The sequence below is a fragment of the Paractinoplanes globisporus DSM 43857 genome (assembly GCF_000379645.1).
Taxonomy (GTDB): Bacteria; Actinomycetota; Actinomycetes; order Mycobacteriales; family Micromonosporaceae; genus Actinoplanes; species Actinoplanes globisporus.
On the sequence record NZ_KB903357.1, the window covers coordinates 152,972 to 178,356 of the forward strand.

Annotated in this window: 20 protein-coding genes; 10 read left to right on the forward strand and 10 right to left on the reverse strand. The window is 70.1% G+C overall.

The window, feature by feature from the left end:
• Positions 1-8 precede the first annotated feature (8 nt).
• The 5 genes from A3CQ_RS0148495 to A3CQ_RS0148515 are packed head-to-tail and all read right to left on the reverse strand — an operon-like array spanning position 9 to position 10,367.
• A complete protein-coding gene (locus A3CQ_RS0148495) occupies positions 9-5,579 on the reverse strand; it encodes an OmpL47-type beta-barrel domain-containing protein (RefSeq protein ID WP_444510687.1) in 5,571 nt (1,856 codons plus the stop codon).
• Positions 5,507-7,396: a glycoside hydrolase family 127 protein gene (locus A3CQ_RS0148500; protein ID WP_020518226.1), complete on the reverse strand. Its 1,890-nt coding sequence runs from the start codon at positions 7,394-7,396 to the stop codon at positions 5,507-5,509. The genes A3CQ_RS0148495 and A3CQ_RS0148500 overlap by 73 nt, the downstream gene beginning before the upstream one ends.
• Positions 7,397-7,399: 3 nt before the next feature.
• Positions 7,400-8,206 carry a carbohydrate ABC transporter permease gene (locus tag A3CQ_RS0148505; RefSeq protein ID WP_020518227.1) on the reverse strand — a complete coding sequence of 269 codons (807 nt, stop codon included), beginning with the start codon at positions 8,204-8,206 and terminating at the stop codon, positions 7,400-7,402.
• Complete coding sequence (locus tag A3CQ_RS0148510) at positions 8,206-9,111, reverse strand: carbohydrate ABC transporter permease (protein WP_245577685.1); 906 nt, start codon at positions 9,109-9,111, stop codon at positions 8,206-8,208. The genes A3CQ_RS0148505 and A3CQ_RS0148510 overlap by 1 nt, the downstream gene beginning before the upstream one ends.
• Positions 9,112-9,113: 2 nt before the next feature.
• Complete coding sequence (locus tag A3CQ_RS0148515; protein WP_020518229.1) at positions 9,114-10,367, reverse strand: ABC transporter substrate-binding protein; 1,254 nt, start codon at positions 10,365-10,367, stop codon at positions 9,114-9,116.
• A 290-nt stretch (positions 10,368-10,657) separates the two neighbouring features.
• Between A3CQ_RS0148515 and A3CQ_RS0148520 the strand changes: the two genes are divergently transcribed.
• Positions 10,658-11,635 carry a LacI family DNA-binding transcriptional regulator gene (locus A3CQ_RS0148520; protein ID WP_020518230.1) on the forward strand — a complete coding sequence of 326 codons (978 nt, stop codon included), beginning with the start codon at positions 10,658-10,660 and terminating at the stop codon, positions 11,633-11,635.
• 141 nt (positions 11,636-11,776) lie between these two features.
• On the opposite strand, the gene A3CQ_RS0148525 is transcribed toward A3CQ_RS0148520, so the two are convergent.
• Together A3CQ_RS0148525 and A3CQ_RS0148530 are read right to left on the reverse strand one after the other, a co-directional pair.
• Positions 11,777-12,403 carry a hypothetical protein gene (locus tag A3CQ_RS0148525; protein ID WP_020518231.1) on the reverse strand — a complete coding sequence of 209 codons (627 nt, stop codon included), beginning with the start codon at positions 12,401-12,403 and terminating at the stop codon, positions 11,777-11,779.
• On the reverse strand, positions 12,396-13,301 hold the full coding sequence (locus A3CQ_RS0148530; protein ID WP_020518232.1) for an SPFH domain-containing protein: 906 nt from the start codon (positions 13,299-13,301) through the stop codon (positions 12,396-12,398). Before A3CQ_RS0148530 ends, A3CQ_RS0148525 begins: the two co-directional genes overlap by 8 nt.
• A gap of 129 nt (positions 13,302-13,430) precedes the next feature.
• On the opposite strand from A3CQ_RS0148530, the gene A3CQ_RS0148535 reads away from it, so the two are divergent.
• Genes A3CQ_RS0148535 through A3CQ_RS0148545 form a run of 3 tightly spaced genes read left to right on the forward strand, consistent with a single transcriptional unit; the run spans position 13,431 to position 15,328 of the window.
• Entirely contained in the window at positions 13,431-14,261 is an 831-nt protein-coding gene (locus A3CQ_RS0148535) for a GNAT family N-acetyltransferase (protein ID WP_020518233.1), read from the forward strand.
• Between the two features lie 60 nt (positions 14,262-14,321).
• Entirely contained in the window at positions 14,322-14,747 is a 426-nt protein-coding gene (locus tag A3CQ_RS0148540; protein ID WP_020518234.1) for an Rrf2 family transcriptional regulator, read from the forward strand.
• Positions 14,744-15,328, forward strand: coding sequence for an NIPSNAP family protein (locus A3CQ_RS0148545; protein WP_020518235.1), 585 nt, complete (start codon positions 14,744-14,746; stop codon positions 15,326-15,328). Before A3CQ_RS0148540 ends, A3CQ_RS0148545 begins: the two co-directional genes overlap by 4 nt.
• Here A3CQ_RS0148545 and A3CQ_RS0148550 read toward each other — a convergent pair.
• Positions 15,322-16,188 carry an alpha/beta fold hydrolase gene (locus tag A3CQ_RS0148550; protein ID WP_020518236.1) on the reverse strand — a complete coding sequence of 289 codons (867 nt, stop codon included), beginning with the start codon at positions 16,186-16,188 and terminating at the stop codon, positions 15,322-15,324. The two genes, A3CQ_RS0148545 and A3CQ_RS0148550, sit on opposite strands and share 7 nt — an antisense overlap.
• A 94-nt stretch (positions 16,189-16,282) precedes the next feature.
• On the opposite strand from A3CQ_RS0148550, the gene A3CQ_RS0148555 reads away from it, so the two are divergent.
• The 6 genes from A3CQ_RS0148555 (at position 16,283) to A3CQ_RS0148580 (ending at position 23,796) form a co-directional block, all read left to right on the forward strand.
• On the forward strand, positions 16,283-16,762 hold the full coding sequence (locus A3CQ_RS0148555; RefSeq protein ID WP_020518237.1) for a MarR family winged helix-turn-helix transcriptional regulator: 480 nt from the start codon (positions 16,283-16,285) through the stop codon (positions 16,760-16,762).
• 56 nt (positions 16,763-16,818) lie between these two features.
• On the forward strand, positions 16,819-17,721 hold the full coding sequence (locus A3CQ_RS0148560; protein WP_026207048.1) for a patatin-like phospholipase family protein: 903 nt from the start codon (positions 16,819-16,821) through the stop codon (positions 17,719-17,721).
• An 18-nt stretch (positions 17,722-17,739) separates the two neighbouring features.
• Entirely contained in the window at positions 17,740-18,468 is a 729-nt protein-coding gene (locus tag A3CQ_RS0148565) for a phosphotransferase (protein ID WP_020518239.1), read from the forward strand.
• Positions 18,469-18,508: 40 nt separating this feature from the next.
• Positions 18,509-18,880 (forward strand): hypothetical protein, encoded by a 372-nt coding sequence (locus A3CQ_RS0148570; protein ID WP_020518240.1) that lies wholly within the window; start codon positions 18,509-18,511, stop codon positions 18,878-18,880.
• A gap of 141 nt (positions 18,881-19,021) precedes the next feature.
• A complete protein-coding gene (locus A3CQ_RS56595; RefSeq protein ID WP_040434259.1) occupies positions 19,022-20,959 on the forward strand; it encodes an elongation factor G in 1,938 nt (645 codons plus the stop codon).
• 152 nt (positions 20,960-21,111) lie between these two features.
• Entirely contained in the window at positions 21,112-23,796 is a 2,685-nt protein-coding gene (locus A3CQ_RS0148580; RefSeq protein ID WP_084699538.1) for a cadherin-like domain-containing protein, read from the forward strand.
• Here the strand turns inward: A3CQ_RS0148580 and A3CQ_RS0148585 are convergent.
• Both A3CQ_RS0148585 and A3CQ_RS0148590 read right to left on the reverse strand, forming a co-directional pair.
• Positions 23,793-25,079: an RNA polymerase sigma factor gene (locus tag A3CQ_RS0148585; protein WP_020518243.1), complete on the reverse strand. Its 1,287-nt coding sequence runs from the start codon at positions 25,077-25,079 to the stop codon at positions 23,793-23,795. The genes A3CQ_RS0148580 and A3CQ_RS0148585 overlap by 4 nt on opposite strands.
• The gene (locus A3CQ_RS0148590) at positions 25,076-25,381 is read right to left on the reverse strand and encodes a YciI family protein (RefSeq protein WP_245577686.1); all 306 of its coding nucleotides are present in this window, start codon (positions 25,379-25,381) and stop codon (positions 25,076-25,078) included. Before A3CQ_RS0148590 ends, A3CQ_RS0148585 begins: the two co-directional genes overlap by 4 nt.
• Positions 25,382-25,385: the final 4 nt, after the last annotated feature.

Sequence of the window (25,385 nt, forward strand, 5' to 3'; positions counted from 1 at the left end):
TTCTCCTGTTATCCGCAGCTGACCGCGCCGTACGGCGCCGCGATCTGGGTGGTGACCGAGCCGCCGGTGACCTTGACGGTCGCGTTCCCGGCGGCCACGATCGCCGCCCGCGAGTTGAACTGCTGGTAGGCCGTCTTGCCGGGGGCAACCGCCTGGACCTTCTTCGAGCCGTACGGTGTGATGAGCTCGATGTCCAAGGAGGTCGTATCGGCGTTGACCGCGTTCACCGCGACGTACGCCTTGCCGCCGATGCACTGGGTCTTGGCCTGAACCTGGACGTCGAACTGCGGGTCGGGATTGCCCGGGACGTCGTAGACCTCCCACTCCTGCACGCCCGGAGCGCCCATGCCGTCCTCGGTCCCGCTCGACTGCAGCAGGGCCCGCAGCTTCGTGGTGGTCACCTTGGTGAAGGTCACCGTGTTCCACGCGGTCGCGGACGTGCCGTAGGCGGAGGGAGAGACGACGTCCTGCCACGCGCTGCCGTCCCAGTACTGGATCTTCCAGGACGCCGGCGGTGCGACCCCGGCGCCGGAGGCATCGACGTCATCGGTGAACCAGATGCGGCTGCGGTCGACCGTGACCGGCGACGCCCAGTCGAGCTGGATCCACTGCTCGCCGACCTGCGGCCAGGTGTTCCACACGTCGGTGTTGGGCCCGACCGGACCGGTCGGCTGCACGCCGTCGGCGATGTTGTCGGCAGTCACCCAGCCCGGGGTGTACGACGCGGACGCCGTGCCGGTCCGGGCCACGTTGACCGGGGCCTGCCCGGCCGCGACCTCGAGGGTCCCGGTGCCCGACGTGTTGCCCGCCTTGTCGACCGCCCGGTAGTCGACCGTGGTGGCCGACGATCCGATCGGGACCAGGCCACCGGCCGTGGTCCAGTCCTGCGTGACCACGCCGCCGACGGTGAGGCGATACTGCACCGCCGCCACGCCGGAGCCGCTGTCGACGCCGGTGATCGTCACCGACCGGCTCGCCNCGTCGAGCGACGCGGTGACCGACGGGACGGTCTTGTCGATGCCGACGGTGACCTGGGTGACCGGCGAGACGTTGCCCGCCTGGTCGGTGGCTCGGGCCTTCACCACGGTCGAGCCCTCGGCCGAGACGGTGACCGGTGCGGTGTACGCCGCGAAGGCGCCCGCGCCGACCGCGACCTCGATCTTCGGGTGGTCGTCCTGGTTGTCGGTGGCCGTCGCGGTGACCGTGACGTTCGTGTTCGTCCAGCCGGTCGGCAGCGCCGGGTCGGTGGAGAGCACGGGGACCGGGGCGATCTCGTCCTTCGGGCCGCCGTCGCCGACGACCACGGTGGCGGTGGCGGTCTTGTCGGTGCCGGCCACCTGGCCGCTCACGTCGAAGGTGCCCGCATGTTGATAGGAAGCCGGATCGATCGCGGCCCACGTGACGGCGATGCCGCTCTGGCGGGACCCGTCGTTGTAGCCGGCGGTGACGCCGGCCGGCAGCGCCGGGGCGACGCCGACCTTGGTGGCGACCGTGACCGGGTCGATCGTGGTGATCTGGACCGGGTCGCTGCCGCGGACCCACACGTGGGCGGTGGCGGTCAGCGTGGTGCCGTTGACGAAGCCGGAGACGGTGAAGTCGCCGACGGCCGCCAGCTTGGCCGGGTCGATCTGGCCCCACGACACCGCTACCGGCAGCGTGCTGCCGTCGGCGTAGGTGACGTTCACCGTGGCCGGTAGCGCCGGTGCCACCCCGACCTGGGTGCGGGCGTCCACGGCCTGGATCGAGCTCGCGGCGGCGGCGAAGACCCGCCATTCCGAGACCCCGACCGCCGAGTACGCCGTGCCGGCCGCGTTGGGCAGCGCGTTGAAGGTCGCCCGCAGCCGGGTCGTGGTGACCGGGTCGAACGACACGTTGTTGGTGCTGCCGCGGACCGCCGGGTCGAAACCGGTCGCGCCGGTCACGTCCTGGAACGCGGTGCCGTCCCAGTACTGCAGCTTCCACGACTTCGGCACGGACACCCCGCTGCCGCCGGTGGTGGAGTCGGACCAGAAGTCGATCGACGCCTTGTCGACGCGTACGGGCGATGGGAAGTCGTACTGCAGCCACCTGGTGGCCGGCTCGTTGCCGGTCCAGGTGCCCCACAGGTCGGTCTGCGCGCCCCCGGTGAACAGCGACGGCTTGCCGTCGTTCACCGCGTTCACCGAGTTCCAGCCGGCCGTGAAGCTGGCGGTCGGGGTCGCCGTCGAGGCCACATTGATCGAGCCCTCGCTCAGCGCGGTCGCCTGCACCACGACGTCCTTGGTCGCGGTCGCCGTGCCGTTGCCGACGGTCAGCCGCAGCGTGTAGCGGCCGGACTTGGTGAACCGGGCGACCGTGCTGGGCGCGTTCGCCGGGTCGAAGGCGGCCGAGCCGCCGTCCGGCGCGTCCACCACCGTCCAGGCCGAGGTGAGCGCGGTGCCGGGGTTGCCGTCGTCCTGCGCGAGGCCGATCAGCCGGGCCGAGCCGGCCGCGCTGTACGAGGAGTCCAGCCACGCGTCGGCCAACGGCGGGGCGTTGACCGCTTGCGGCGCGGCGACGCCGGAGTCGAAGGCCTGTACCTCCTTGACGGCGGTCTTGAAGCCCGGGGCGTGCTGCACGGTGACCCGCAACTTGCTCGCCTCGAGCGACGGGAAGCGGACCTGGTTGAGGTTGCCGCGCGGGTAGGCCGGCGACCGGGTCTGCCCCGGGATCGTCGTCCAGCCGCCGCCGTTGTCGTACTGGACCGTGAACTGGGCCGGTGGTGCGTACCCGGCCACGGTCGCCGTCGTCGTGGTCTTGTAGAAGTACACGCGTACGTCGTCGATATTCTTTTGACCTTGAAGGTCGATGTCGATCGAGTCGGACGCGTTGGGTGAACCGGCCGTGCCCCAGAAGGGCTCGTTGACGGTGGTCCCGTCGACCGCGCCGGCCGGGGTTCGGCCGCTCGCCGAGAACGTCGCGGTGGCCGGCTTGCCCTGGGCGACGTCCGGCTTGCCGGTGCTGGCCGGGTTGATGTCGGCGCCGGCCTTGGCCATCACGTCGACGATCCGCGCGTCCGCCGCGAACCGCACGTCCTGCGGCGCCTGCACCTCGCTCTGCGCGTGCGTGAGGACCGTGACGCCGGGCGCCGCCTGGACGGTGCCGGTGGCCGGGTCGTACACGATCTTGCCGAGCTTGTCGGCGGTGAAGGCCAGTTGGCCGTCGAGGTAGACCGAATAGCCCTCGGGAACGTCAGACCCGTAGTACTTCGTACCACCGGGCGCGTCCCACACGACCGTCAGGTCCTTGTCCCGGTAGCGGATGTTGTTGGCGGTGAAGTGGTCCCAGCCGATGTCGATCGGGTCGAGCTCCACCTTCGCGTCGGAGCGGGGGCGCAGACCCATCGCGTCCTCGATCATGGTGAAGTTCGTGGCGCCGAGGATCGTGTGGTGGATCCACGAGCGATACCCCACGGTGCCGCCGTTGGCGGTCGAGCCGTCGGCCCAGAACTCGTTCTGGTCGGGGTAGCGGTTGTCGCCGTTCTGGTACTGCGCGAAGGCGTTCCAGTACAGCAGCTTCTTGTACGACTCGGCGTTCAGATACGGCGAAGGGTAGTTCCGCAGCACCGAGGAGAGCATCCGGAAATCGACCGTCGAGTTGATGACCGAGAAGTTGTTGCTGCCCGGGTCGCCCTGCGCGGCGGCCGCCGCCTTGTCGGCCTGGTTGGCCGTGGTGAACGGGAAGATCGGGTACTGCTTGTCGTCGGCGAACAGGCGCAGGGCCTCGACGTACGGCTGGGTGTAGTCGGCGTCGCCCGGCTTGGGCATCAGGCCGACCGCGAACGGGTAGTAGTTGTTGATCTCTTTCCACGGCACCTTGACGTTGCCGTTGACCAGGCTGTGCTTGAGCAGGTTGCCGTACAGCCCCATCTCGTCCGGGGTGGTCCGGGCCGGCTCCCACAGGTACTGCAGGACGGCCGCCTTGATCTGCTCGGCGAGCTGGTCCATCTGGTCGGCCTTGGCCGTGTCACCGGCGGTCCGGTAGGCGGCGGCCGAGGCCTTCGCGTTCGAGTACAGGTACGCGTTCTCGGTACGGTCCATGTTCTGGTTCTTGCGCCAGTCGAACGACACCGCGTCGGCGTCGTTGCCGGTCATCGCGCCCCAGTTGTACTCGATGAGGCCGTTACCGTTCGTGTCGTACGCCTGCTGGAGGCCTTTGACGTCGTTCTCGGCGTACTTGGCCAGGTTCTCGGCGATGACCGATGGACCACCATGCAGTTGGTAGGACCGCCAGGCCGCCTCGGAGAGATATTCGGTATAGCTGTTGGACCAGTTGGCCGGGTCGCCCGGGTTGTCGACGTACTTCGAGCTCTTGGCGACCTCACCGGCGGACACCCACGGCCCGTACGAGTAGACCGGGTCCCGGAAGTACTTGAGGTCGTCGACGAACATGCCGACGCTCAGCACGATCGCGTTGTTGTAGCCGAGCACGCCCTCCATCGACGTCGGGAACTGGTAGTCGTTGCCCGGCAGGTCGGCGTCGAGGAAGTTGTACCGCATCAGCCACCAGCGGTAGAACAGCGTCTTGTCGATGTTGTTGTCGGGCGTGTCCAGGTAGGGCACGTTGTCGGCCCACCACCGGTTGTACGCCGTGACCTGCTCGGTGTACGCGGCGGCCGGCGCCAGTCCCTTGTAGTGCAGGTACTCGGTGGTCGAGTCCGGCTGCTCCTTGGTGATGAAGCCGAGCTGCAGCTTCGTCTTCGCCGCCCCGCTCGCCGGCACCGCGACCGTCTGCTTGAGCGTGCCGTCGACCGGCGCGAAGCCGTCGCCGGAGAACCGCGGGAAGATCGTGGTGAGCTTGTTGAACGCGATCGTCGAGCCGGTCAGCTCGCCGCTGTCGTCGGCGACCGTCTTGGCGAACGCCGAGGTGGCCGTCAGCACGACGTCCTTGGCGGCGCCGTTCGTGCTGGACAGGTCGAGGTTCGTCACGGCGACGTTCTTGTCGGTGATGAACTTGGTCTCGACGATCCGCAGGCCGGCCGCGGTGTTGGTGAAGACACCGCGGAAGTAGCTGGGGGTCTGCTTGCGGGACGCGGCGTCCTCGGTCAGCGTGACGTCCGCGCCGTTCACCGCGGCCGTGATCGTGTACGCGCCCTGACCGTCGGCGATCGACTCGATGTAGGCGACCTCGCCGCCGAAGCCCAGCACGCCGGGGCTGTGCGTCTTCATGAACACGGCCCGGCCGCGGCTGAACAGGTACTGGTTGGCGTCGCCGTTCGACCCGCCCGGCTGGTTGCCGGTGCGCGCGAGCATGCGGTCGATCCAGAAGTCCTGGTCGGTGCTCGATCCGGCGCCGGCGGCGACATCGGCGTCGAAGATGGCCTGGAGCTGGTTGCGGACGTGGTAGCCGGTTCCCTCGGCGGGCACCGGGTCGGCGTCGCCCTTGAAGGTGGGGTACGGGGTGTCGGCGGTGGGAGCGGCCTGAGCCGCGGCAGGGGGCATCAGGACCGTCGCAAGAACTGCCGCGACGACCCCATAGGGTGCGAATTTCACTGCTGGTTGGTCCTTCCGTCGGCGAGGGGCAGCCAGACGCGCATGGTCGACGGGCCCCGGCGGGCCCATCGGTGGTAAGGACGCAGCGGGACGTCGACGGTCCCGGTGATGGGTTCGGGCGCGATGCCGTACGGCCAGCCGTGTGGCGGCGGCTGGACGGTCAGGCCGGTGACGACAACGGCACCGTCGCGTTCCTCGGCGTGCGGGAGTACCCGCAGGGCGTTCAGGTCGACGCCCGGGGGCAGGTCCACGGACTCGGCGCAGAGCACGATCGGTCCGCGTTCGACGGCGACACAGCCGCGGATGGCATCGATGCGCGGATCCGGCGCGGTGATGCGGGGTTGCATGGGCAGTTCGAGAACTACGACGTCGCCCGGGGAGAAGCGGCGGTTCAGATGGGCCCAGCCGGGTTCGACCGGACGGCCGTCGAGGGTCGCGCCGGTGGCCCAGTGCGGCACTCGGAGGCTGAGCGTCCAAGGGGTGTCGGGTGACTCGGTGATCCGGACGGTGATGCGCCCCTCGTGGGGGTAACTCGTGTCGATCTCGCAGCCGAATCGGCCGGTGCGGATCGTGGCGGCCGCGTACTGGTGGATCTGGAGGCCGTCGTCGTCGACGGTCGCCAGATAGGCGGCGAGGCTCGCGTAGGTGCGGGCCAGGTTGGTCGGGCAGCAGGAGACGGCGAACCACGGCGCGCGCAGGCTGGACGCCGCGCGCGGCACGAGCACGTCCGGCGCCGGCTCGGTGCCGGGCGTGCGCTGGTGCAGGGTGTTGGTGTAGAAGAAGGCGCGGCCGTCGTCGGCCGGCGAGGTGGCGATGACGTTGAACAGCGTGCGCTCGATCAGGTCGGCGTACTCCGCGTCGCCGTGGGCCAGCAGCAGCCGCCAGCTGAGCATCACCGACCCGATCGCGGCGCAGGTCTCCGAGTACGCCCGGTCGGGCGGCAGCACGTAGTCGTCGCCGAAGGCCTCGTCCTGGTGCCGCGAGCCCATGCCGCCGGTCAGGTACGTGCGCCGGGCCACCGCGTTGCGCCACTGCCGGGTCACGGCATCGAGCAGCCCGGCGTCCCCGGTCTCGACGGCCACGTCCACCGTGCCCGCGGCCAGGTAGGTGGCCCGGACCGCGTGCCCGCGCAGCACCTCCGCCTGCCGCGTGGGCATGTCGTCCTGGAAGTAGGAGCGGCCGAACTCGATGTCGGCGAGGACCTGGTTGCCGCGGCGCTCCACGAACAGGCGGGCCTGCTCGAGGTAGCGGCGCTCGCCGGTCACCCGGTACAGCTCGACGAGGGCGGGCTCGATCTCCGCGTGCCCGCACACCGAGGCGATCCCGTCCGGCCCGAACACCTCGCAGACGTGGTCGGCGGCCCGCACGGCGACCTGGAACAGCTCGTCGGGGCCGGTCGCCCGGGCCCGGGCCACGCCGGCCTGGATCAGATGGCCGTACGAGTAGATCTCGTGCCCCCACTCCAGGTCGCTGTAGCGCGGGGCCTGGCCGGGCCGCCCGAAGTTCGTGTTCAGGTACCCGTCGGGCTCCTGCGCCGCGGCGACCCGGCGGACGATCGCCCGGTAGCGCTCGTCCAGGGCGGGGTCACCGGTCCGGCCGTACTCCCAGGCCATCGCCTCCAGGAGCTTGTAGGTCTCGGTGTCGGAGAACTCGCGGCCGCGGCGGGCGCCGGGCAACCGGCCCTCGGCGGCGGCGTCGAAGTTGCCGAGCCAGCCGGTCTTCTCCAGCCAGTGCTCGATGTGCGCGAGGGACGCGTTCCGGTTGGTGTCCTGACGCTGCTGCCAGAAGCCCGGCTTCAGGGTGATCTCGCGCAGGCCCAGCGGGCGCAGTCTTCCGGTCGTGGGTGCGGCGGGGGTGGCTTTGTCATTGCTGATGGAGACGGTCACGTGTCAACCCTTGAGAGCGCCGGACATGAACCCACGGACGTAGTGCCGCTGGAGGGCGAGGAAGATCAAGATGCAGGGCAGGGCCAGCACGACCACGCCGGCTTCGGTGGCGCCGTAGTCGACGATCCCCATGACCTGCTGCCGCATGTTGGCCACGGCCAGCGGCAGGGGCGCCTTGCTGGAGTCGCTGATCAGCACGAGCGGCGTGATGAAGTCGTTCCAGGCGGCCAGGAAGGCGAACATGCCGACCGTGACCAGGCCGGCGCGGACGGCCGGCAGCAGGATGTGCCACAGGGCCCGGAAGCTGCCGCAGCCGTCGACCAGCGCCGACTCGCGCAGTTCCTTGGGCACGGCCTCGAACGAGATGCGCATCATGAACACCGCGAACGGCAGCTGGAACATGGTGAGCACGAGGGCCAGCCCGACCAGGGAGTTCTGCAGGCCGAGGTCGTTGAGCAGCACGTACAGCGGGATGAGCAGCGTCGCGTACGGCACCATGAGGATCGCCAGCGTCACCAGGAACAGCACGTTCTTCCCGGGGAAGCTGAACATCGCGAAGGCGTACCCGCCCAGCGTGGCCACGGCGAGGGTGAACGCGACGGTCATCAGCGATACCGCCGTGGAGTTCAGCAGGTACTGGACGATGCCGGCCTGGTAGTGGGCGAGAGTCTGGTAGTTGCCGAGACCCCAGCCGTGGGTCTGCGCGGTGCCGCCCTGCGGGCTGACCGAGGCGACCGCGGCCCAGACGAGCGGAAAGAGGAACAGGAGTGCCAGCGCGCCGGTGAAGACGCGGGTGGGAGTGCGCAGCATCAGTTCTCCTTGCCGCGGAGACTGCGGAACTGAACGAGATTGATGATCAGCAGGGCGCCCAGCACCAGGATCGACAGCGCGGCCGCCCGGCCGAGGTCGTTGCGGCCCTGGAAGGCCGAGTTGTAGACGAGCTGGACGATGGTGATCGTGCTGTTGTCCGGGCCGCCCTTGGTGAGGATGTAGAACTGGTCGAAGGCCAGCAGCGAGCCGGTGACGCACAGGATCGTGCTGAGCGCCAGGGACGGCCGCAGCAGCGGCAGGGTGATCCGGCGGAACGTCTGCCACCGGTTGGCGCCGTCGAGCCGGGCCGCCTCGTAGACGTCGCCGGAGATGCTCTGCAGCCCGACCACCAGCAGGAGCATGTAGAAGCCGGCGTAGCGCCACACGATCAGAACCACGGTCGACCACAGCGCCGACATCGGCGTACCCAGGAAGGAAATGGGTTTGTCGGTGAAGCCCAGCAGCGGGCTGCTCTGCGGGGAGTAGAGGGCGTAGAACAACAGCGAGGCGGAGGCCAGGCCGAGGGCCGACGGGATCAGGAACGACGTCCGCAGGAAGCCGGTCCAGCGGGACGACTCCTGCACCAGCAGCGCGAGCCCGAGGGCCAGCACGAGCAGGATGACCGTGGTGACGACCGTGTACTTGACGGTGAACCACACCGCCGGCCACAGCAGCCGGTCGTCGAGGGCCGACTGGAAGTTCTTCCCCGAGTTCCAGCCCCGGTCGCCGGTGAACAGCTTCCAGTCGGAGACCGACATCCGGGCCACGATGCCGATCGGCACGACGAAGAAGATCAGGACGAACGCGGCGGTGGGGAGCGCGTACCCCCACCCCGCCAGCGACGACGACCAGCGACGCCGCCGGCGGGGGTGGGTCTCCGCCGCGACAGCGGGAATGCTTCGCACTGTCACTGCTGGCTGAGGGCCTGGCTGATGGCGTCGTTGTCCTTGTCCAGGTTGGCTCCGTCGCCGTAGACCTGGTTGCGGAACAACGTGACCCAGGGGCTGCCCGGGGCGTTGAACGCCTGCTGGAAGTTGATGGCCACCGGGGTCTTGCTCTCCGGCCGGCCCGCGACCTCGTTGATCAGCGCGACCCGGGGGTCCTTGGCCGAGTACTGGTTGTTGACCAGGTCGCTGCGGGCCACCGAGGTGCCGTTCTTCGCCAGGACGTCGACCTGGCCCTTCTCGGACATCATCCAGGCGAGGAAGTTCCAGGCCTGCGCGGACTTCTTCGAGTCCTTGGAGACGCCGATGCCGTCGCCGCCGACGAACGTGGAGCCGCCGCCGTTGACGCCCGGGAGCGCCGCCACGCCGGTCTTGACGGTCTTGTCGGCGGTGGTCAGCAGCGTCGCCGGGTACGGCATCACGCCGACCTTGCCCTCCTGGAAGCCCGCGACCCAGGTGGCGCCGGTCTCCTCCTTGGAGCCGGGAGCGATGGCGCCGGCCGCCTGGAGGTCGTGCCAGGTCGAGTAGACCTCCTTGGCCGCCGTGCCGTTGAGCAGCGACTTGGTGCCCTCGGGGTTCATCACGTCCTCACCGCTGGCCCAGACCATCGGGAACCAGGTGAAGACGTTGCAGCCGCCGCAGTTGCCGCCGAAGAAAGTGCCGTAGACGCCCGGCTTCTTCAGCTTCTGGACCGCGAGGGCCTGGTCCTTGAACTCCTTGAGGGTGGTCGGGCCCTTCTCCGGGTCGAGACCGGCCGCCTTGTAGAGATCCTTGTTCCAGAACATCACCGACAGATCGAGTACGAAGGGGAGCACGTACCTCTTGTTCTCGAAGGTGCCGGCGTCCAGGTGCGCCTTGTTGATCTTGTCGGCGTACGGGAGCTTGGCGATGCTGTCGGTCAGGTCGGCGAACAGGCCGGCCTTGGCCCAGTTGGGGACGTAGACGATGTCCGCCGCGAACAGGTCGGGCAGGTCGCCGCTGCCGGCCGCCGCGCCCACCTTCGCCACGTAGTCGTCGTTGGGGACGATGGTCAGCTTCACCTGGTTCTTGTGGCTGCCGTTGTACGCCTCGACCAGAGCCTTGGCCTGCAGCTCCAGCGGCGCACGCGTCCACAATGTGAGTTCCGAGCCGTCGTCGACGCCGTCGACGCCGGCCGCGGCCGGTGCGGCGGACGAGCCCTTGTCGTCGCCGCCACCACACGCGGCCAGCCCGGTCATGGTCAGTGTTGCGACAGCGATGCCTGCGATCGCTCTGCGGATGTTGTTGGATATGTCGAGCCGCACGTTGCCCTCCGAGACACACCACAAAAGGTTTTCGGGCCGTTTCGGTCGCGACGTCGCCACAGGTACTCTCATACGCAGGTGGGGCGTTTCCGGGGGAGTTTGCGGAAGACCGAAAAGGTTTTCAGGAACGTAATACGGAGGAAAAACTGTTGTCAAGGGGTCCGATAGAGCCGGGGTCCAGTGCGGACGGTCCACGCCCGGCCGGCCGATCTACGCTGCGTGACGTGGCCAAGCTGGCCGGCGTCTCGATCGCGACCGCGTCGAAGGCGCTCAACAACCAGCCGCAGGTACGCGCCGAGACTCGTGCCAAGGTCATTCAGGCCGCGGAGGCGCTGTCGTTCTCCCCCAACACGCTCGCGCAGGGGCTGATCACTCAGCGCAGCGGAACGGTCGGTCTGCTCACGTCCGACCTCGAGGGCCGATTCTCGATTCCGATCCTCATGGGGGCCGAGGACGCCTTCGGTTCCGACCAGACGTCGGTGTTCCTCTGCGACGCCCGGGGCGACAATCTTCGCGAACGGCATCATCTGCGCGCGTTGCTGTCCCGGCGGGTCGACGGGCTGATCGTGGTGGGCGCCCGGCCCGACGCGCGGCCGTCCCTGGGCGAGCTTCCGGTTCCGGTCATCTACGCCTACTCCCCCTCCGACAACCCGGCCGACCTGTCCCTGGTCACCGACAACGTCGGCGGCGGCCGCCTGGCCGTCGACCACCTGATCCGGCACGGCCGCCGGCGCATCGCCCACATCACCGGCGACCCGTCCTACGGCGCCGCGCAGGACCGCGCCCGCGGCGCCCTCGACCGCCTGGCCCAGGAAGGCCTCCCGCTGGCCGGCGACCAGGTCTGGTTCGGCGCCTGGTCCGAGGCGTGGGGCCGGGGCGCCACCCGCATGCTGCTGCAGCGCGACCCCGGCATCGACGCCATCTTCGCCGGCTCCGACGAGATCGCCCGCGGCGTCCTCGACGTCCTGCACCAGGAGAAACTCGCCGTTCCGGCCCAGGTCGCCGTGATCGGCTTCGACAACTGGAACATCCTCGCGGTCAACGCCCGCCCGCCGCTGACCACGATCGACATGAACCTCGAGGAGCTCGGCCGGCTGGCCGCCCAGCGGCTGTTCGCGGCGATCGACGGCACGCTCGGCTCGGGCATCGAGACCATCGGCCCCCGCCTGATCACGCGGGAGTCCACGGCCCCTCTCGACTGACCCGGCCCGCTCGACCCGGCCCGCTCGACCCGGCCCGCTCGACCCGGCCCGCTCGACCCGGCCCGCTCGACCCGGCCCGCTCGACCCGGCCCGTCGGGCGGGCGACCCGTCAGGCGGGCGACCCGTCAGGCGGGCGACCCGTCAGGCGACCGGCAGGTCGGCCAGCCTCGTCGCGGCGATGGCCAGGGTCAGAAGGGCCAGCATGATCAGCATGATGCGCGCGGATCGGTATCGGAACGAGGACGTGACTCCGGCGAAGAACAGCGCCACGGCCAGCAGGATCGTGTTCAGCGTGTAGACCTGCGACCGGTCGGCCGCCTGTTGCGCCGCGCGGGCGGCCTGCTCGGCCGCCTCCTGCTCACTCTGGTACCCGCCGGCCTGAGCCCCGATGTACTGCGGATCCTCGAGCAGCGGCGTCGGCGTGCCGCCGGCGCGGACCGTCGCCTCCCACTTGTCCAGGAACGGCAGCAGGTCCTTGCGCGCCATGACGGTGCGGTAGAAGTCGGCCAGCCTCGTGTTGTGCGCCTGCACCGCCTGCGCGTAGAACGCGATCACGCTGGAGTCGTACGAGAAGGTCTGGATGGCCCGGGCGAACTGCCGGTTCGCCTCCAGCCGATGGTTGGTCTCCTGCTGGTTGTACTCGGTCTGAACGCCTGACCATTGGGAGGCCTGATAACCGCACCAGGCGGTGCCCAGCGTGGAGACGGCCAGCAGCACCACGGCGATGACCTCCAGCACCCGGTCACCGAAGGTGCGTTCCTCATTCATCAGGCCGGGCCCCGGCCGGGTTGGCGGAGTCGTCCGCGGCCCGTCCGGGAGGAGGCGCGGACCCGGGGCCGGCCCGCAGCGCGACCTGCAGCGCGTTGGTTCGCTCCACCAGCTCACGCCACAGGTCGGTCTCCCGGTACCGCCACGCCGCGTCGCTGGGAGCACCCAGACGCTCCTCCAGGTTCGCGTCGTTCAGGGCACGTACCGACCTGGTCTCCGCCTCCGCACGCTCCCGTTCGAGCTCGTACCGCGCCCGCACGGTCGCCTGGATGACCTCGCCGGTCTTGCCGAGCTCGACCGCGCCCAGCACGAACCCGGTCACCTTGATCCCGTCGGGCTGCACGGCCTTGCGGACCGCCTCGGCCAGCCGCTCCTCGCACGCCGTGCGGTCGGCGCCGAAGAACTGCTCGATCCCGAAATCGGTGTCGGAGAGCGTGGCCCGGATCGCGCGTGCGCTCTGGTCGCGGACCACGCCGAAGATGCCGTACGGCCCGAACCGCTCATGCACCTCGCGCAGGCGCTCGGGCACCAGCTGGAACCGCACCGTCATCGCGACCGTCGCCTCGGTCCGATCACCGAGCGTCACCCGGAGCGGCGGTCCCGGACTCTCCAGCGTCGCCGACCCGCCGCCCGTGTTTCCGTCGGCGGGGTCGCCGATCCCGTCGGCTCGGTAGGCCATCTCCACCGACGGGTACTCCTCCACCATCCGCCGGCGGAACGCGAACACGAAATGCGGTCCCGGCAACAATGTCTGATCGGTCGCCCGCCCCTTGGCCATCAGCAACCCGAGGCTGCCCGACGGCACCCGCACCAGGGAGTTGCCCAGCACCACCCAGCCCAGCAGGCCGAGGGCCGAGAGCAGGAAGATCAGCAGAATGATCCAGGCGACTGCGCTCATCGAGGCCTCACATCCGACATCGTCGCGTCCCGCCGTCCGCGACGGCTCATCCCTCGCTGATGACATCGCCCGGGCGCTGTCGGCGGCGTACGGCGGAAATCCGCTTGACCCGCGTGATGGGGTGACGTCGTGGTCGAACTCAGTACCGGGCTGTCCGCGGCGGCCCTTGACGCCATCGCCGACCTGGAGCGCCGGGTTGTCGATGCCGACGGCGGCCGGCTGAAACTGGAGTGGGAGACGTTGCGCCACCGCTCCGGCGACGACGCCGAGGACGTCCTGTGGTGGGACGGCGACCGGTTGCTCGGCTTCCTGGGCATCTACGCGCACGGCGCGCCCACTCTCGAACTGGCCGGCATGGTCGATCCCGCCGCCCGCAAGAGGGGGATCGGCACCGCGCTGCTGGATGCCGCCCAGGGTCTGTGCCGCGAACGCGAGCACGATGCGGTTCTGCTGGTCGTGCCGCGCCCCTCGGCCGCGGGCCGGTCGCTGGCCCTGCGGCGGGGCGGGCGTCTCGAGCACAGCGAGCACGCCCTGGAACTGCACGGCGAGCCGGCTTCGGTTCCGGCAAAAGCCGATATTGCCGTACGCGCCGCGACGCCCGCCGATCAGCAGGCGCTACGCGAGATCCTGCGCCTGGCGTTCGACTGGGAGCCACCCTCGACCGCCACCCACGACCCGAACGCCCTCGTGGTCGAGCAGGACGGCCGGCCGATCGGCACCGCCCGGCTGTACGTGGAGGGCGACCGGGCCGGCATCTACGGCTTCGCGATCCACCCCGGCCAGCAGGGCCGCGGCATCGGCCGCGACGTGCTGCACCGCATGTGCCGGACCGCCCGCGCCGCCGGCGCCACCACGGTCCACCTGGAAGTGGCCACGGACAACGACCGCGCGCTGAACCTCTACACCTCGCTCGGCTTCGAGCCAGTGATCACCGAGGACTACTACGCGCTGCCCGACTGACGGCGATCGAATGTAACAAGGACAGTTGCTTCCGGGGCGCTCGCCGGTGAGACTGTCGGGGTGGCGGCCAACAGCAGGTTGACGATCGCGGCTCACGCCCTCGCCTGGCTGGAGCTGGCCCGGCGGCGAGGTCGTGAGGTGCTCACCTCCGACGAGGTGGCGGCCAGCGTCAACACGAACGCGGTCATCGTCCGGCGCAGCCTCGGTGACCTGCAGCGGGCCGGCCTGGTGACGGCACGCCGGGGCAACGGCGCCGGCTTCTCCCTCGGCCGGCCGGCCGGCGAGATCACGTTGCTGGACGTCTGGCTCGCTGTCTCGCCGGAGCCGCTGCTCGCCCTGCACAGCTCCGAACCGAACCTGCAGTGCCCGGTCGGACGCGGCATCCGTCCGGTGCTCACCGACCTGTACGACGAGGCGACCGAAGCGTTCCGGGCGGCGCTGGCCCGCTCGACCGTCACCGGCGTACTGGAAAGGATCTTGGAATGATTGTCGAGTTGCGCCGCTACACCTTGCGTGCGGGACGCCGCGACGAGCTGATCGAGCTGTTCGATCGCGAGTTCGTCGAGACGCAGGAGGAACTGGGGATGGCCGTGCTCGGCCAGTTCCGCGATCTCGACCGGCCCGGCCAGTTCGTGTGGCTGCGCGGATTCACCGACATGCGGTCGCGCCGGGAAGGCCTGACATCCTTCTACTCCGGCCCGGCCTGGGCGAAACACGGACCGGCGGCGAACGCGACGATGCTCGACTCGGACGATGTCCTGCTGCTCCGGGAGATCGTCCCGGTGCCGGTGTTCGACCGCGGCGCCGCCGACCCGGAATCGGTCCTGCACGCGACGATCTGGTACTGGGCCGGCCCTTTCACCGCCCCCGCCCAGCGCTCGGCGGACACCTTGGCCGTGCTGGAGACCGAGTATGCCGCGAACGACTTTCCCGGGCTGCCGGTCCGCGAGGGGGAGCATGCGCTGGTCTGGCTCACCCGGTCGCCGCTGCGGGCCGACGTCCCGGCGGAGGTGGTGAAGGTGGAACACTTCCGCCTCCGCCCTACCAGCCGTTCCAGCCTTCATTGATGTGCTGCATCGACGCTGTCGAGGAAGCCCATGACGGCTTTCGCGAGCTCGTTCGGTGCTTCCATCGCGGCGTAATGGCCGACGCCGTCCAGCTGAGCTGAGCGGATTTCTGTCGACGCGGCCCGCGACATGGTGGCCGCGGTGAACGAGCCGCCGCCGGCGCCGACGGCGAGCACCGGCACGGTGAGGCCGGGTGACTCGGCGAGACGCTTGATCTCGTTCCCCTCGCGCAGCAGCGATTGGTACAGGCCGGCGGCGCCGCGCCAGCCGTCGGGCCGCGCGTAACCGCGTACGAACTCGTCGATGTCGGCGTCGGTGATCGCCTCCGGCACGGCGGTCATGGACGGGAACACGTATTGGCCGAGAAATGCCCGTTCGCGACCGGCCAGCAGCATGTCGGGGATGCCCGGGGCGGCGAGGACGCCGACGTGCCACGCGCCGCCGTGGGCGACATCGGCGAATGCTTCCCAGCCGAAACCGGGCAGGCCCGTCTCGATCGCGGTCAGGCTGCGGACATCCTCGGGGTGGGTCGTCGCCAGGCGGAAGACGGTGGCGCCGCTGACGTCCTGCCCGGTGAGATGCACCGGGCCGACGCCGAGGTGAGCGATCAGCTCGTGGAGGTCGGCGGCCGACGTGGCGCTGTCGTAGGTGCCCGGCCCGTTGTCCGAGTCGCCGAAGCCGCGCAGGTCGACGGCGAAGACGCGGTGGGCCGTCGCGAGTAGGGGAATCAGTTTGTGGAAGGCCCACCAGCTTTCGGGGAAGCCGTGGACCAGCAGGATCGCCGATCCGCCGGTGCCGGCGCTCACATAGTGAAGGCTGGTGCCGTTGACGTGGGCGGTGTGGTGGGCGATGTCCGCCATGGCTTCTCCTCGAATAGACAGTCAGGGTGTCGATTACGACAATAGACAGCCTGACTGTCGTTCGTCCAGTGGGGGCGGGCCGTAGCCTGAAGGCATGTCCCGCTCCGGCGCTGATCTGACGTTGCTCCTGCTCGGCGGCTTCCGCACCCTCGTCGACGCCGCGAAGGAAGAGCTGGCCCGCCGCGGCTACCACGACGTGCGGCCGGTTCATGACTTCGCCATGCGGGCCATCGCGGCCGGAGCCGACAGCGCCTCCGAACTGGGCCGCCAACTGTCCATCACCAAGCAATCGGCGGCCAAGACCATCGCTGTGCTGCAGGAACGCGGCTACGTCACGCGTGAGCCCGATCCCCGCGATGCCCGACGCAAGCGCCTCGAGGTCACTCCACTCGGCTTCGAGGTCATGCGCGAGGGCGAAGCGATCTTCGACGAGTTACGTGCCCAGTGGGAGCGACAGATCGGGGCGGCCCAGCTCGCCACCCTCGAAGGCCACCTGACGAAACTCGTCGGCGCGGTTCCCATCCGTTTCGATACACCGGGATGGCTCGCCCGCGACCTCGACGGATCGGCCTGAGCGACGAAATGGCGTCCGCCCCCTTGGACCTCGGCCGCCGCCACTAGCATCGGGGCGTGTCGCGACGAGTCGCGTTGGCTCTGGGGTCCGGTGGCGCGCGCGGGTTCGCGCACATCGGCGTCATCGAGGTGCTCGGCGAGCGGGACTTCGAGATCGTCGCGGTCGCCGGGTCGTCGATGGGCGCGCTGGTGGGCGGAGTGTTCGCCGCCGGGCAGTTGACCGAGTTCACGCAGTGGGCGGCCGGGCTCAAGCAGCGGGACGTGGTGCGGTTGTTCGACCCCAAGTGGTCGGCGCCCGGCATGATCACAGCAGATCGTCTGATCGATCACCTCGGCACGTTTCTCGCCGATACGCAGATCGAGGATCTGCCGATCCCGTACACGGCGGTGGCCACCGACATCACCGCCCGGCGGGAGGTGTGGTTCCAGAAGGGGTCCCTGCGCTCGGCGATCAGGGCGTCGATCGCCATCCCGGGGCTGATCACGCCGGTGCTCACCGACGGTCGGGTGCTGGCCGACGGTGGACTCCTCAACCCGGTGCCGATCGAGCCGACCGCCTCGGCATCGGCCGACCTGACCGTGGCCGTCTCCCTGCTGGGCCGCCGCCCGGATCACGAGTCCGCCGCGCCGATCCGTACGGCGGCCAAACGGCAACGTTCCGGGGAGTGGCGGGCGCGCCTGCGTCAGGCGATGCAGCATCGCGCCGACGCCGGCAGCCCGGGGGCATCGGCGGAGGGGGTCGTCGTTCCGGCCGGCCCGCGCCTGTCCGAGGTCATCACGGACTCGCTGGACGCGATGCAGGACATGATCGCCCGGTACCGGATGGCGGGCCTGCCGCCGGACGTGCACATCGCGGTGCCGGTCTCCGCGGGCGGCGTGCTGGAGTTCCACCGCGCTGCCGACATGATCGCCCTCGGCCGCGAGCTCGCCACAAAAGCGCTGGACGACGCCGGGTACTGACCCCATAAGGTGTGGCCCGTGGGGTGGGAGGCACTCGGGCAGTGGCGTCAGGCCGATCGCGTCGAACCGCTCGCCGGCGGCGTCGCCAACGACGTGTGGCGCGTACGCGTCGACGGGCAACTCGCCGTCGGTCGTCTCGGCGGGCGGAGCGACGCCGATCTCGCGTGGGAGACCGACCTCCTCCACTACCTCGACCGTGCGGGCCTGACCGTGCCGGTGCCGATCCCGACCACGGACGGCCGGCTGTTCGCCGACGGTCTGGTGGTGATGACCTACCTCGAGGGCGGACCGCCCGAGTCGCAGGCCGACTGGCGTCGCGTGGCCGGCACACTCCGCGAGCTGCACCGGCTGACGCGGGACCGGCCGCAGCGCCCGGGCTGGCGATCGTCGACCGACCTCCTGCACGCCGAGACCGGGACGAAGGTCGACCTCGGGGCGATGCCGCCGGAGGGCGTTGCCCGATGCCGGGCGGCGTGGGCACGGCTGGCCGGACGCCCGACGTGCGTCGTGCACGGCGATCCCAACCCCGGCAACGTACGCATGACCGCGAACCGGGTCGCGCTGATCGACTGGGACGAGGCGCACGTCGACGTCCCCGACCTCGACCTCGTGCTGCCCGGCAACGCCGCCGGCCTCGACGACCGCGCGCACGACATCGCCGCACAGGCGTCGGCCGCCTGGGAGGCCGCCGTCTGCTGGGACGACGCGTACTCGATCAAGCGGCTCGCCGAGGTTCGAGCGGTCTGAGAACGCATCGGCCCTCACCTCGCGGGGTAACCAGGTAGGCATGGCCACCTACTACGTCAATCCCGCGGCGAGCGAGCGCGCGCGGCAACTCATCCAAGCCCGGCAGTACGTGCTCGACAGTGACTGGGGCAGCGTCCAGCCACGCGCCGACGCCGAGAACGCGTTCCTGGAACGGCACTCGTGGGAGGAGTACGGCGCGTGGCACCTCGGCCTCACCGACGGCGCCGGCGACGAGACCAAGGGCCGGTACGCCTTCGTCTACGGCGACTTCCGCCGCATCCACCGCACCGGCTTGATCGCCTGCGTCTACCGAGCCGCGGAATGGCGCCACAAGGACATCGAGCTGGCCGCTCACGAACTGTTGCAAGAGCTCGACACGGCGGCCGGTATCACTCCCACGGCCACCGCCTGATGATCCGTCCGCCCGGGCGGTGTCACTAAATCGGTCGCCCGCGGCCCGGACCCGTGATTAGCTGGCGGGAATTGCCGACCCGAGGAGTCCGAATGCGCACAGCTGTCATGTCTCTCGAAATCCTGTTCACCGGTTCGAAGGATGTGGCTGTTGTCGCGCGCACTCAATCTTGGAATTTTGGCTCATGTCGACGCCGGTAAGACGACGCTGACCGAGCGCCTGCTCTTCGAGGCGGGCGCCATCGGTGCGATCGGGCGCGTCGACGACGGTACGACGCTGACTGATTCGCTCGACCTGGAACGCCGGCGCGGAATCACGATCCGCTCCGCGGTCGCCTCGCTGGTGATCGACGACGTGTCGGTCAACATCATCGATACGCCCGGCCACCCCGACTTCATCGCGGAGGTGGATCGGGTTCTCGGCGTACTCGACGGCGCGGTGCTGGTGATCTCCGCGGTGGAGGGCGTGCAGCCGCAGACGCGCGTGCTCATGCGCGCGCTGCAGCGCCTGCGAGTGCCGACGTTGATGTTCATCAACAAGATCGACCGTGGTGGCGCCGACGTGGACGCCGTGCTGCGCGGGATCGAACGGCGGTTGGCCGTACGCGCCGTGCCGTTGACCCGGGCCGTCGGCGCCGGCACGCGAGCGGCGGCGACCGTCGAACCCGAGCCGGACAGACTCCATTCCGCGCTGGTCGAAGCGCTCGTCGACGAGGACGATGCGCTGTTCGAGGCGTACGTGGCCGATCCGGCCCGGGTCACGCCGGCCCGGCTGCGAGCGGCTCTCGCCGAGCAGACGGCGAAATCACTCGTGTACCCGGTCTACGTGGGTTCGGCGATGACCGGCACCGGCACGGCCGAGTTCATGGGCGGGCTGGTCGGCCTGCTGCCGGTGGCCGAGCGCGACGATCGCGGACCGCGCTCCGGCCGCATCTTCAAGATCGAGCGGGGTACCGGCGGCGAGAAGATCGCGTACGTGCGGATGTTCTCGGGTGCCTTGCGCGTACGCGACCGCGTGCACCACGACGAGGACAAGGTCACCGGGATCAGCGTCTTCGAGCGCGGCGCGTGGGTGCGCCGGGGCGCCGTCGAGGCGGGTGACATCGGCAAGCTGTGGGGTCTCGCGCACGTCCGCATCGGCGAGCAGATCGGCGTGCACCAGGACGACACGGTGCCGCATCATTTCGCGCCGCCGACCCTGGAGGCTCGGATCACGCCCGACCGGCACGAGCAGCACGTCGCGTTGCGGGCCGCCCTGACCCAGCTCGTGGAGCAGGATCCGCTCATCAACATCCGCTCCGAGCCGTCCGGCGAGGTAGCCGTATCGCTCTACGGCGAGGTCCAGAAGGAGGTCATCGAGGCGACGCTCGCCGCCGACTACGGCATCGCGGTGACGTTCCGCGAGACCACGCCGCTGTACATCGAGCGGCCGGCCGGCGCCGGCGCGGCGGAGGAGACGCTCAACAGCGCGACCAACCCCTTCCACGCCGCGATCGGCCTGCGCGTCGAACCGGCCGCGACCGGATTCGCGTTCCGCCTCGACGTCGGCTATCAATCGATTCCGCTGTACGTCTTCGGCACCGTCGGAGAATTCGCGAGCGCGATGGAGCAGTACGTCCGCGCCGCGCTCCAGGAGGGTCTGTACGGCTGGGCAGTGAACGACTGCCTCGTCACCATGACCAGCAGCAACTACAGCGTCGCCGACGGACCGCCGTCGAGACGCGGGCCGACGAGCACGGCCGCCGACTTCCGCAAACTGACGCCGCTGGTCCTGATGCGGGCTCTGCACAACGCCGGAACCTACGTCTGCGAGCCGATGTCCCGCGCGCGGATCGATGCGCCGGCGGCGAGTGTGGGCAGCATCCTTGCCATGCTCGCGCGGCAGGGCGCGGCGGTCCGGGCACAGTCGATGCACGGCCAGGACGTCAGCATCGAGGCCGAGCTGCCGGCCGCCGAGGTTCAAGCCCTTCAGAGCCGACTGCCGGCCGTCACGAACGGGGACGGCGTGCTCGAGTCGGCCTTCTCCGGATACCAGCCGGTACGCGGGGAACCGCCAACTCGGCACCGAATGCGGCCGTGAAATAGGCGTACCACTTTAGGGTGTTTCTGGAATGCATCGGATGATCGGCCTTTGTTCGTGCCCGTCGCACTGACCCCGAACCGCTGTAACCGGCATTGCTAATTGTTGCCCAGCATTGCGATGGTGGCCGCATCCACACTGATGGGAGTGCCATGGGGCATCGAAGAATCGCATTGATCACGGCCACCGTGGTGGCCGCCGCGGCGGGGATCGTCGGTTTCAGTCTCCGGCCGGAAGCACAGGCCGCGACCCGTGAACAGCCCATCAAAATCGTGGTGGTGGGCGATTCATATTCCTCCGGAAACGGCGCCGGGTCGTACACCGCGCTGTCCGGATGTTTTCGCAGCACCAACAACTGGGCCATGCGGTACGCGCGGACGCTGAGCGCCAACGGCTACGCGCCGGAGGTCGTCAACCGGGCCTGCTCGGGCGGCGTGATCAAGACGTTGACCAGCAAGCGGCCCCTGAAGCCGTTCAGCTATCCGAGCGGGATCGCATGCCCCAAGCAGGCGCCGGACGAGACGGTCGCCCGGCTGAGCGACGGCAAATGCCAGGGCACGCTGGACGCCCAGATCGACTCGGTCGGCGCCGACACCGACCTGGTGCTGCTGACCTTCGGCGGCGACGACGTCGAGTTCTCCGAGATCGTCAAGCAGTGCTTCATCGTCGGCCTGCGCGATCCCGGGCACTGCCGCACGCACGTCAACGACGCCGAGACCGGGCTGGCGGGGGTGCGGGCGAACCTGACCGACGCCTTCGCCAAGCTGCGCGCGAAGCTGCGGCCGGACGCCCAGATCGTGCTGCTCGGCTACCCGCAGTTGATCGGGTCCTACTCGTACGTCCTCAAGTCGCACAACCTCCTGCACGAGGTCACCGACACGTACGACGCCGGGACGAACGTCCGCAAGCTCGGCGTGGACGGCCGGACCGCGCAGCAGGCCGCGGTCGCCGCCGCCAACACCGCGGCCGGGAAGCCGTTCGTGACCTACATCGACAACGTGATCGGCACCTTCGACGGGCACGAGCCGGACCCACGGCCGACGCACAGCAACCCGCAGTCGTGGCTGAACGAAAAACTCGCCACCCTGACCACGGACGAGTGGTACCACCCGAACAGCGCGGGACACGACGCGTATGCGGCCCTGCTCGCGGCCCGCAACAGCTTCGGCGCCGGGCACCCGGCCGCCGAAGGCGGCAGTCTCGACCTCGCCTTCGTCATCGACACGACCGGGTCCATGTCCAGCACGATCGACGCGGTCAAGAACCAGGTCGACGCGGTGGCCGACAAGCTCGCGGCCGGCACGTCGTCGTACCGGATGGCCGTGGTCAGCTTCCGCGACCAGCCGGACTACACCGGTGACCCGGACGACTACGCCGGCCGCGTCGACCAGGGCTTCACGTCGGACTCCGGGGTGGTGAAGTCGGCGGTGGCCACGCTGACCGCGAACGGCGGCGGCGACACGCCGGAATCGGCGTACTCGGGTATCGCCTCCGCCCTGAATCTGGACTGGCGTCCGGGCGTGAAGAAGGAGGTGATCGTCTTCACCGACGCGCCGGCGCACGATCCGGAGCCGGTCAGCGGCCTCACCGCGGCCAAGGTGATCGCGCACGCCAACGCGATCGACCCCGCGGTGATCAATGTGGTCGACACCGGGGCCGCGGACAACCTGAAGCCGCTCGCCGACGGGACCGGGGGCAAGGTGCTCGAGGCGACCGGGACCGCCGATGTGGCCGGTGCGATCGGCGACATCGTCCAGTCGTCGGTGACCGCGCCGTACGCCTGGGTGGGCGAGGGCTACCTCGGCGCCACCGGCAAGCCGGTCGCGTTCGACGCCTCCGGCTCGTTCGACCCGGCCGGCGGGACGCTGAGCTACGGGTGGGACTTCGACAACGACGGCACCGTCGACAAGACCACCGCCACACCCACGGTGAGCTGGACGTATCCCGGAAAGTACCAGGGCCTGGTCAAGGTGACCGTGACGAGCAGCTCCGGGCAGGCGGCCGCGGCCACCGCACCGGTCGTCGTGGACGAGGACGGCGACGGGGTGCCGGCCGGCAGCGACAACTGCCCGGCCACGGCCAACCCCGACCAGAACGACGAGGACGCGGACGGGCAGGGCGACGCCTGCGACGTGACGCCCGGCTTCCCGTCGGTCGACATCGACGGAGTGACGATCGAGTCGGCGGTCAACGCGGCGCCGGTCGCCGCGCCGGACGAGTTCACCGTGCCGCAGGGTCGGCAACTCGTGGTCGCCGCGCCCGGCGTGCTCAACGGCGACACCGACAGCGACACCGGGGACACCCTGACCGCGGCGCCGGCGACCGCGGCCAAGCACGGCACCGTGGCGCTCAAGGCCGACGGCTCGTTCGCCTACACGCCGAGCCCGTCGTTCACCGGCGACGACACCTTCGGCTACGTGGCCGTCGACCCGTCCGGGGCACGGTCGGCCCCGGCCACCGTCACCGTGCACGTCACGGCGCCGGCGCCGCCCACCCGGCAGCGCCTGGTCTTCACGGTCTCCGGCCGGCACGGCGACGTCGTCTCGGGCACGGTCGTGGCCGGCGCGTACCAGGTGACCACCAAGGGCGGCCGCACGACGATCCGCGGCACGGCGACGATCCGCGACGGGCGGGGCCGCCCGATCAAGGTGACGATCACGGCCGACGGCACGCGCCGCAACGCCTCGTCGACGGTCCGGATCGTCGACTACGCCAAGCGGTCCCGCACCTACACCGGCACCGGAACCCTCGACGCCGGGTCGACGGCGACGATCGGGCAGTTCAAGCACCACCGCGAGTACCGCTTCAGCTTCGTCCTGATGACCGGGGCCCGCTAGCACCCGCCGGGTCCGGGGCGCGTGGACGTCCCGGACCCGGCGCCGGGGAGTTGGTCACGGCGGCGGGTGAGGTAGGACCGTTCCGTGGCGTTGCCGGCCATACCAATGGCCCGGTTGTACGCCGACCGGGACTCGCCGGTGCGGCCGAGGCGGCGCAGCAGGTCGGCTCGAGTGGCGTGGAAGGCGTGGTAGCCGTCCAGAGGTCCGGCCAGTTGGTCGATCTCGGCCAGGGCGGCCTCGGGGCCGTCGACCTCGGCGATCGCGACCGCGCGGTTCAGCCGCACGATCGGCGAGGGGTCGATCTGCAGCATGCTGCCGTAGAGGGCGACGATCGCGGGCCAGTTGGTGTCGCGGGCGGACGGGGCCTCGGCGTGGACCGCGTTGATCGCGGCCTGAAGTTGGTAGCGCCCGGGCGGGCCGCCGCCGGCCGCCACCGCCCGGATGCGCTCGCGGACCAGGGCGTTGCCCTCGGCGATCAGGGTGCGGTCCCAAGCGCCGCGGTCCTGCTCGGCGAGGGTCACCAGCTCTCCGGTGGGCGACACGCGTGCCGAGCGCCGGGCGTCGGTGAAGAGCATCAGCGCGAGCAGGCCGGCCACCTCGCCGTCGTCCGGCAGGAGCGTCCGGAGCAGGCGGCCGAGGTGGACAGCCTGGTCGGTGAGGTCGGCGCGCACCAGGTCGTCGCCCTCGCCGGCCAGATAGCCCTCGTTGAAGATGAGGTAGACGACCGCGAGCACGCCGGCGAGCCGCTCCCGGATGTCGCCGGCCGAGGGCACCCGGTAGGGGATGTGCGCCGCCTTGATCTTCACCTTGGCGCGCGTGATCCGTCGCGCCATCGCGGTCTCCTGCACCAGGAAGGCGCGGGCTATCTCGGCGACGGTGAGCCCGCCGATCAGGCGCAGGGTGAGCGCCACCCGGGCCTCCATGGCGAGCGCGGGGTGGCAGCAGGTGAAGACCAGCCGGAGCCGGTCGTCCTCGACCGGTCCGGTCGGCTCGGGCGGGGAGTCGTCGTACACCATTCGGGCCGCCTGGTATTTGGCGTCGCGCTGCGACTCGCGACGGAGCCAATCGATCGCCTTGCGGGAGGCGGTGGTCGCGAGCCAACCACCTGGATTCGGCGGTACGCCCTCGCGTGGCCACCGCTCCGCGGCCGCGGCGAAGGCCTCGGCCGTCGCTTCCTCGGCGACGTCGAGGTCGCCGAAACGGCGCGCGAGGTCGGCCACCAGCCGGGCCCATTCCTCCTGGTGGGTCCGGGTGATTGCCTGTTCGGCGGTAGTACCGATCACGATTTGGCGGTTCGGAATGGTCTGACCTCGACGCTGCCGCGACACGCCCTCGACCCCTCGGCGGCGAGCGCCAGCGCCACGTCGAGGTCGGCCGCCTCGATGACCCAGAGGCCGCCGAGGGAATCCTGCGTCTCCAGGTAGGGCCCATCGGTGAGAGCCCCGCGCCCGTCGACGGTGGTGGCCGTCATCGCGGGTTCCAGGCCGCCGGCGAAGACGAGGTGGCCGTCCTTCCGAAGCCTCTCGTCGAAGGCGCCGGTGTCGGGGAAGGCGGGCCCGTAGGCGGACAGCAGGTACCTGGGCACCGGG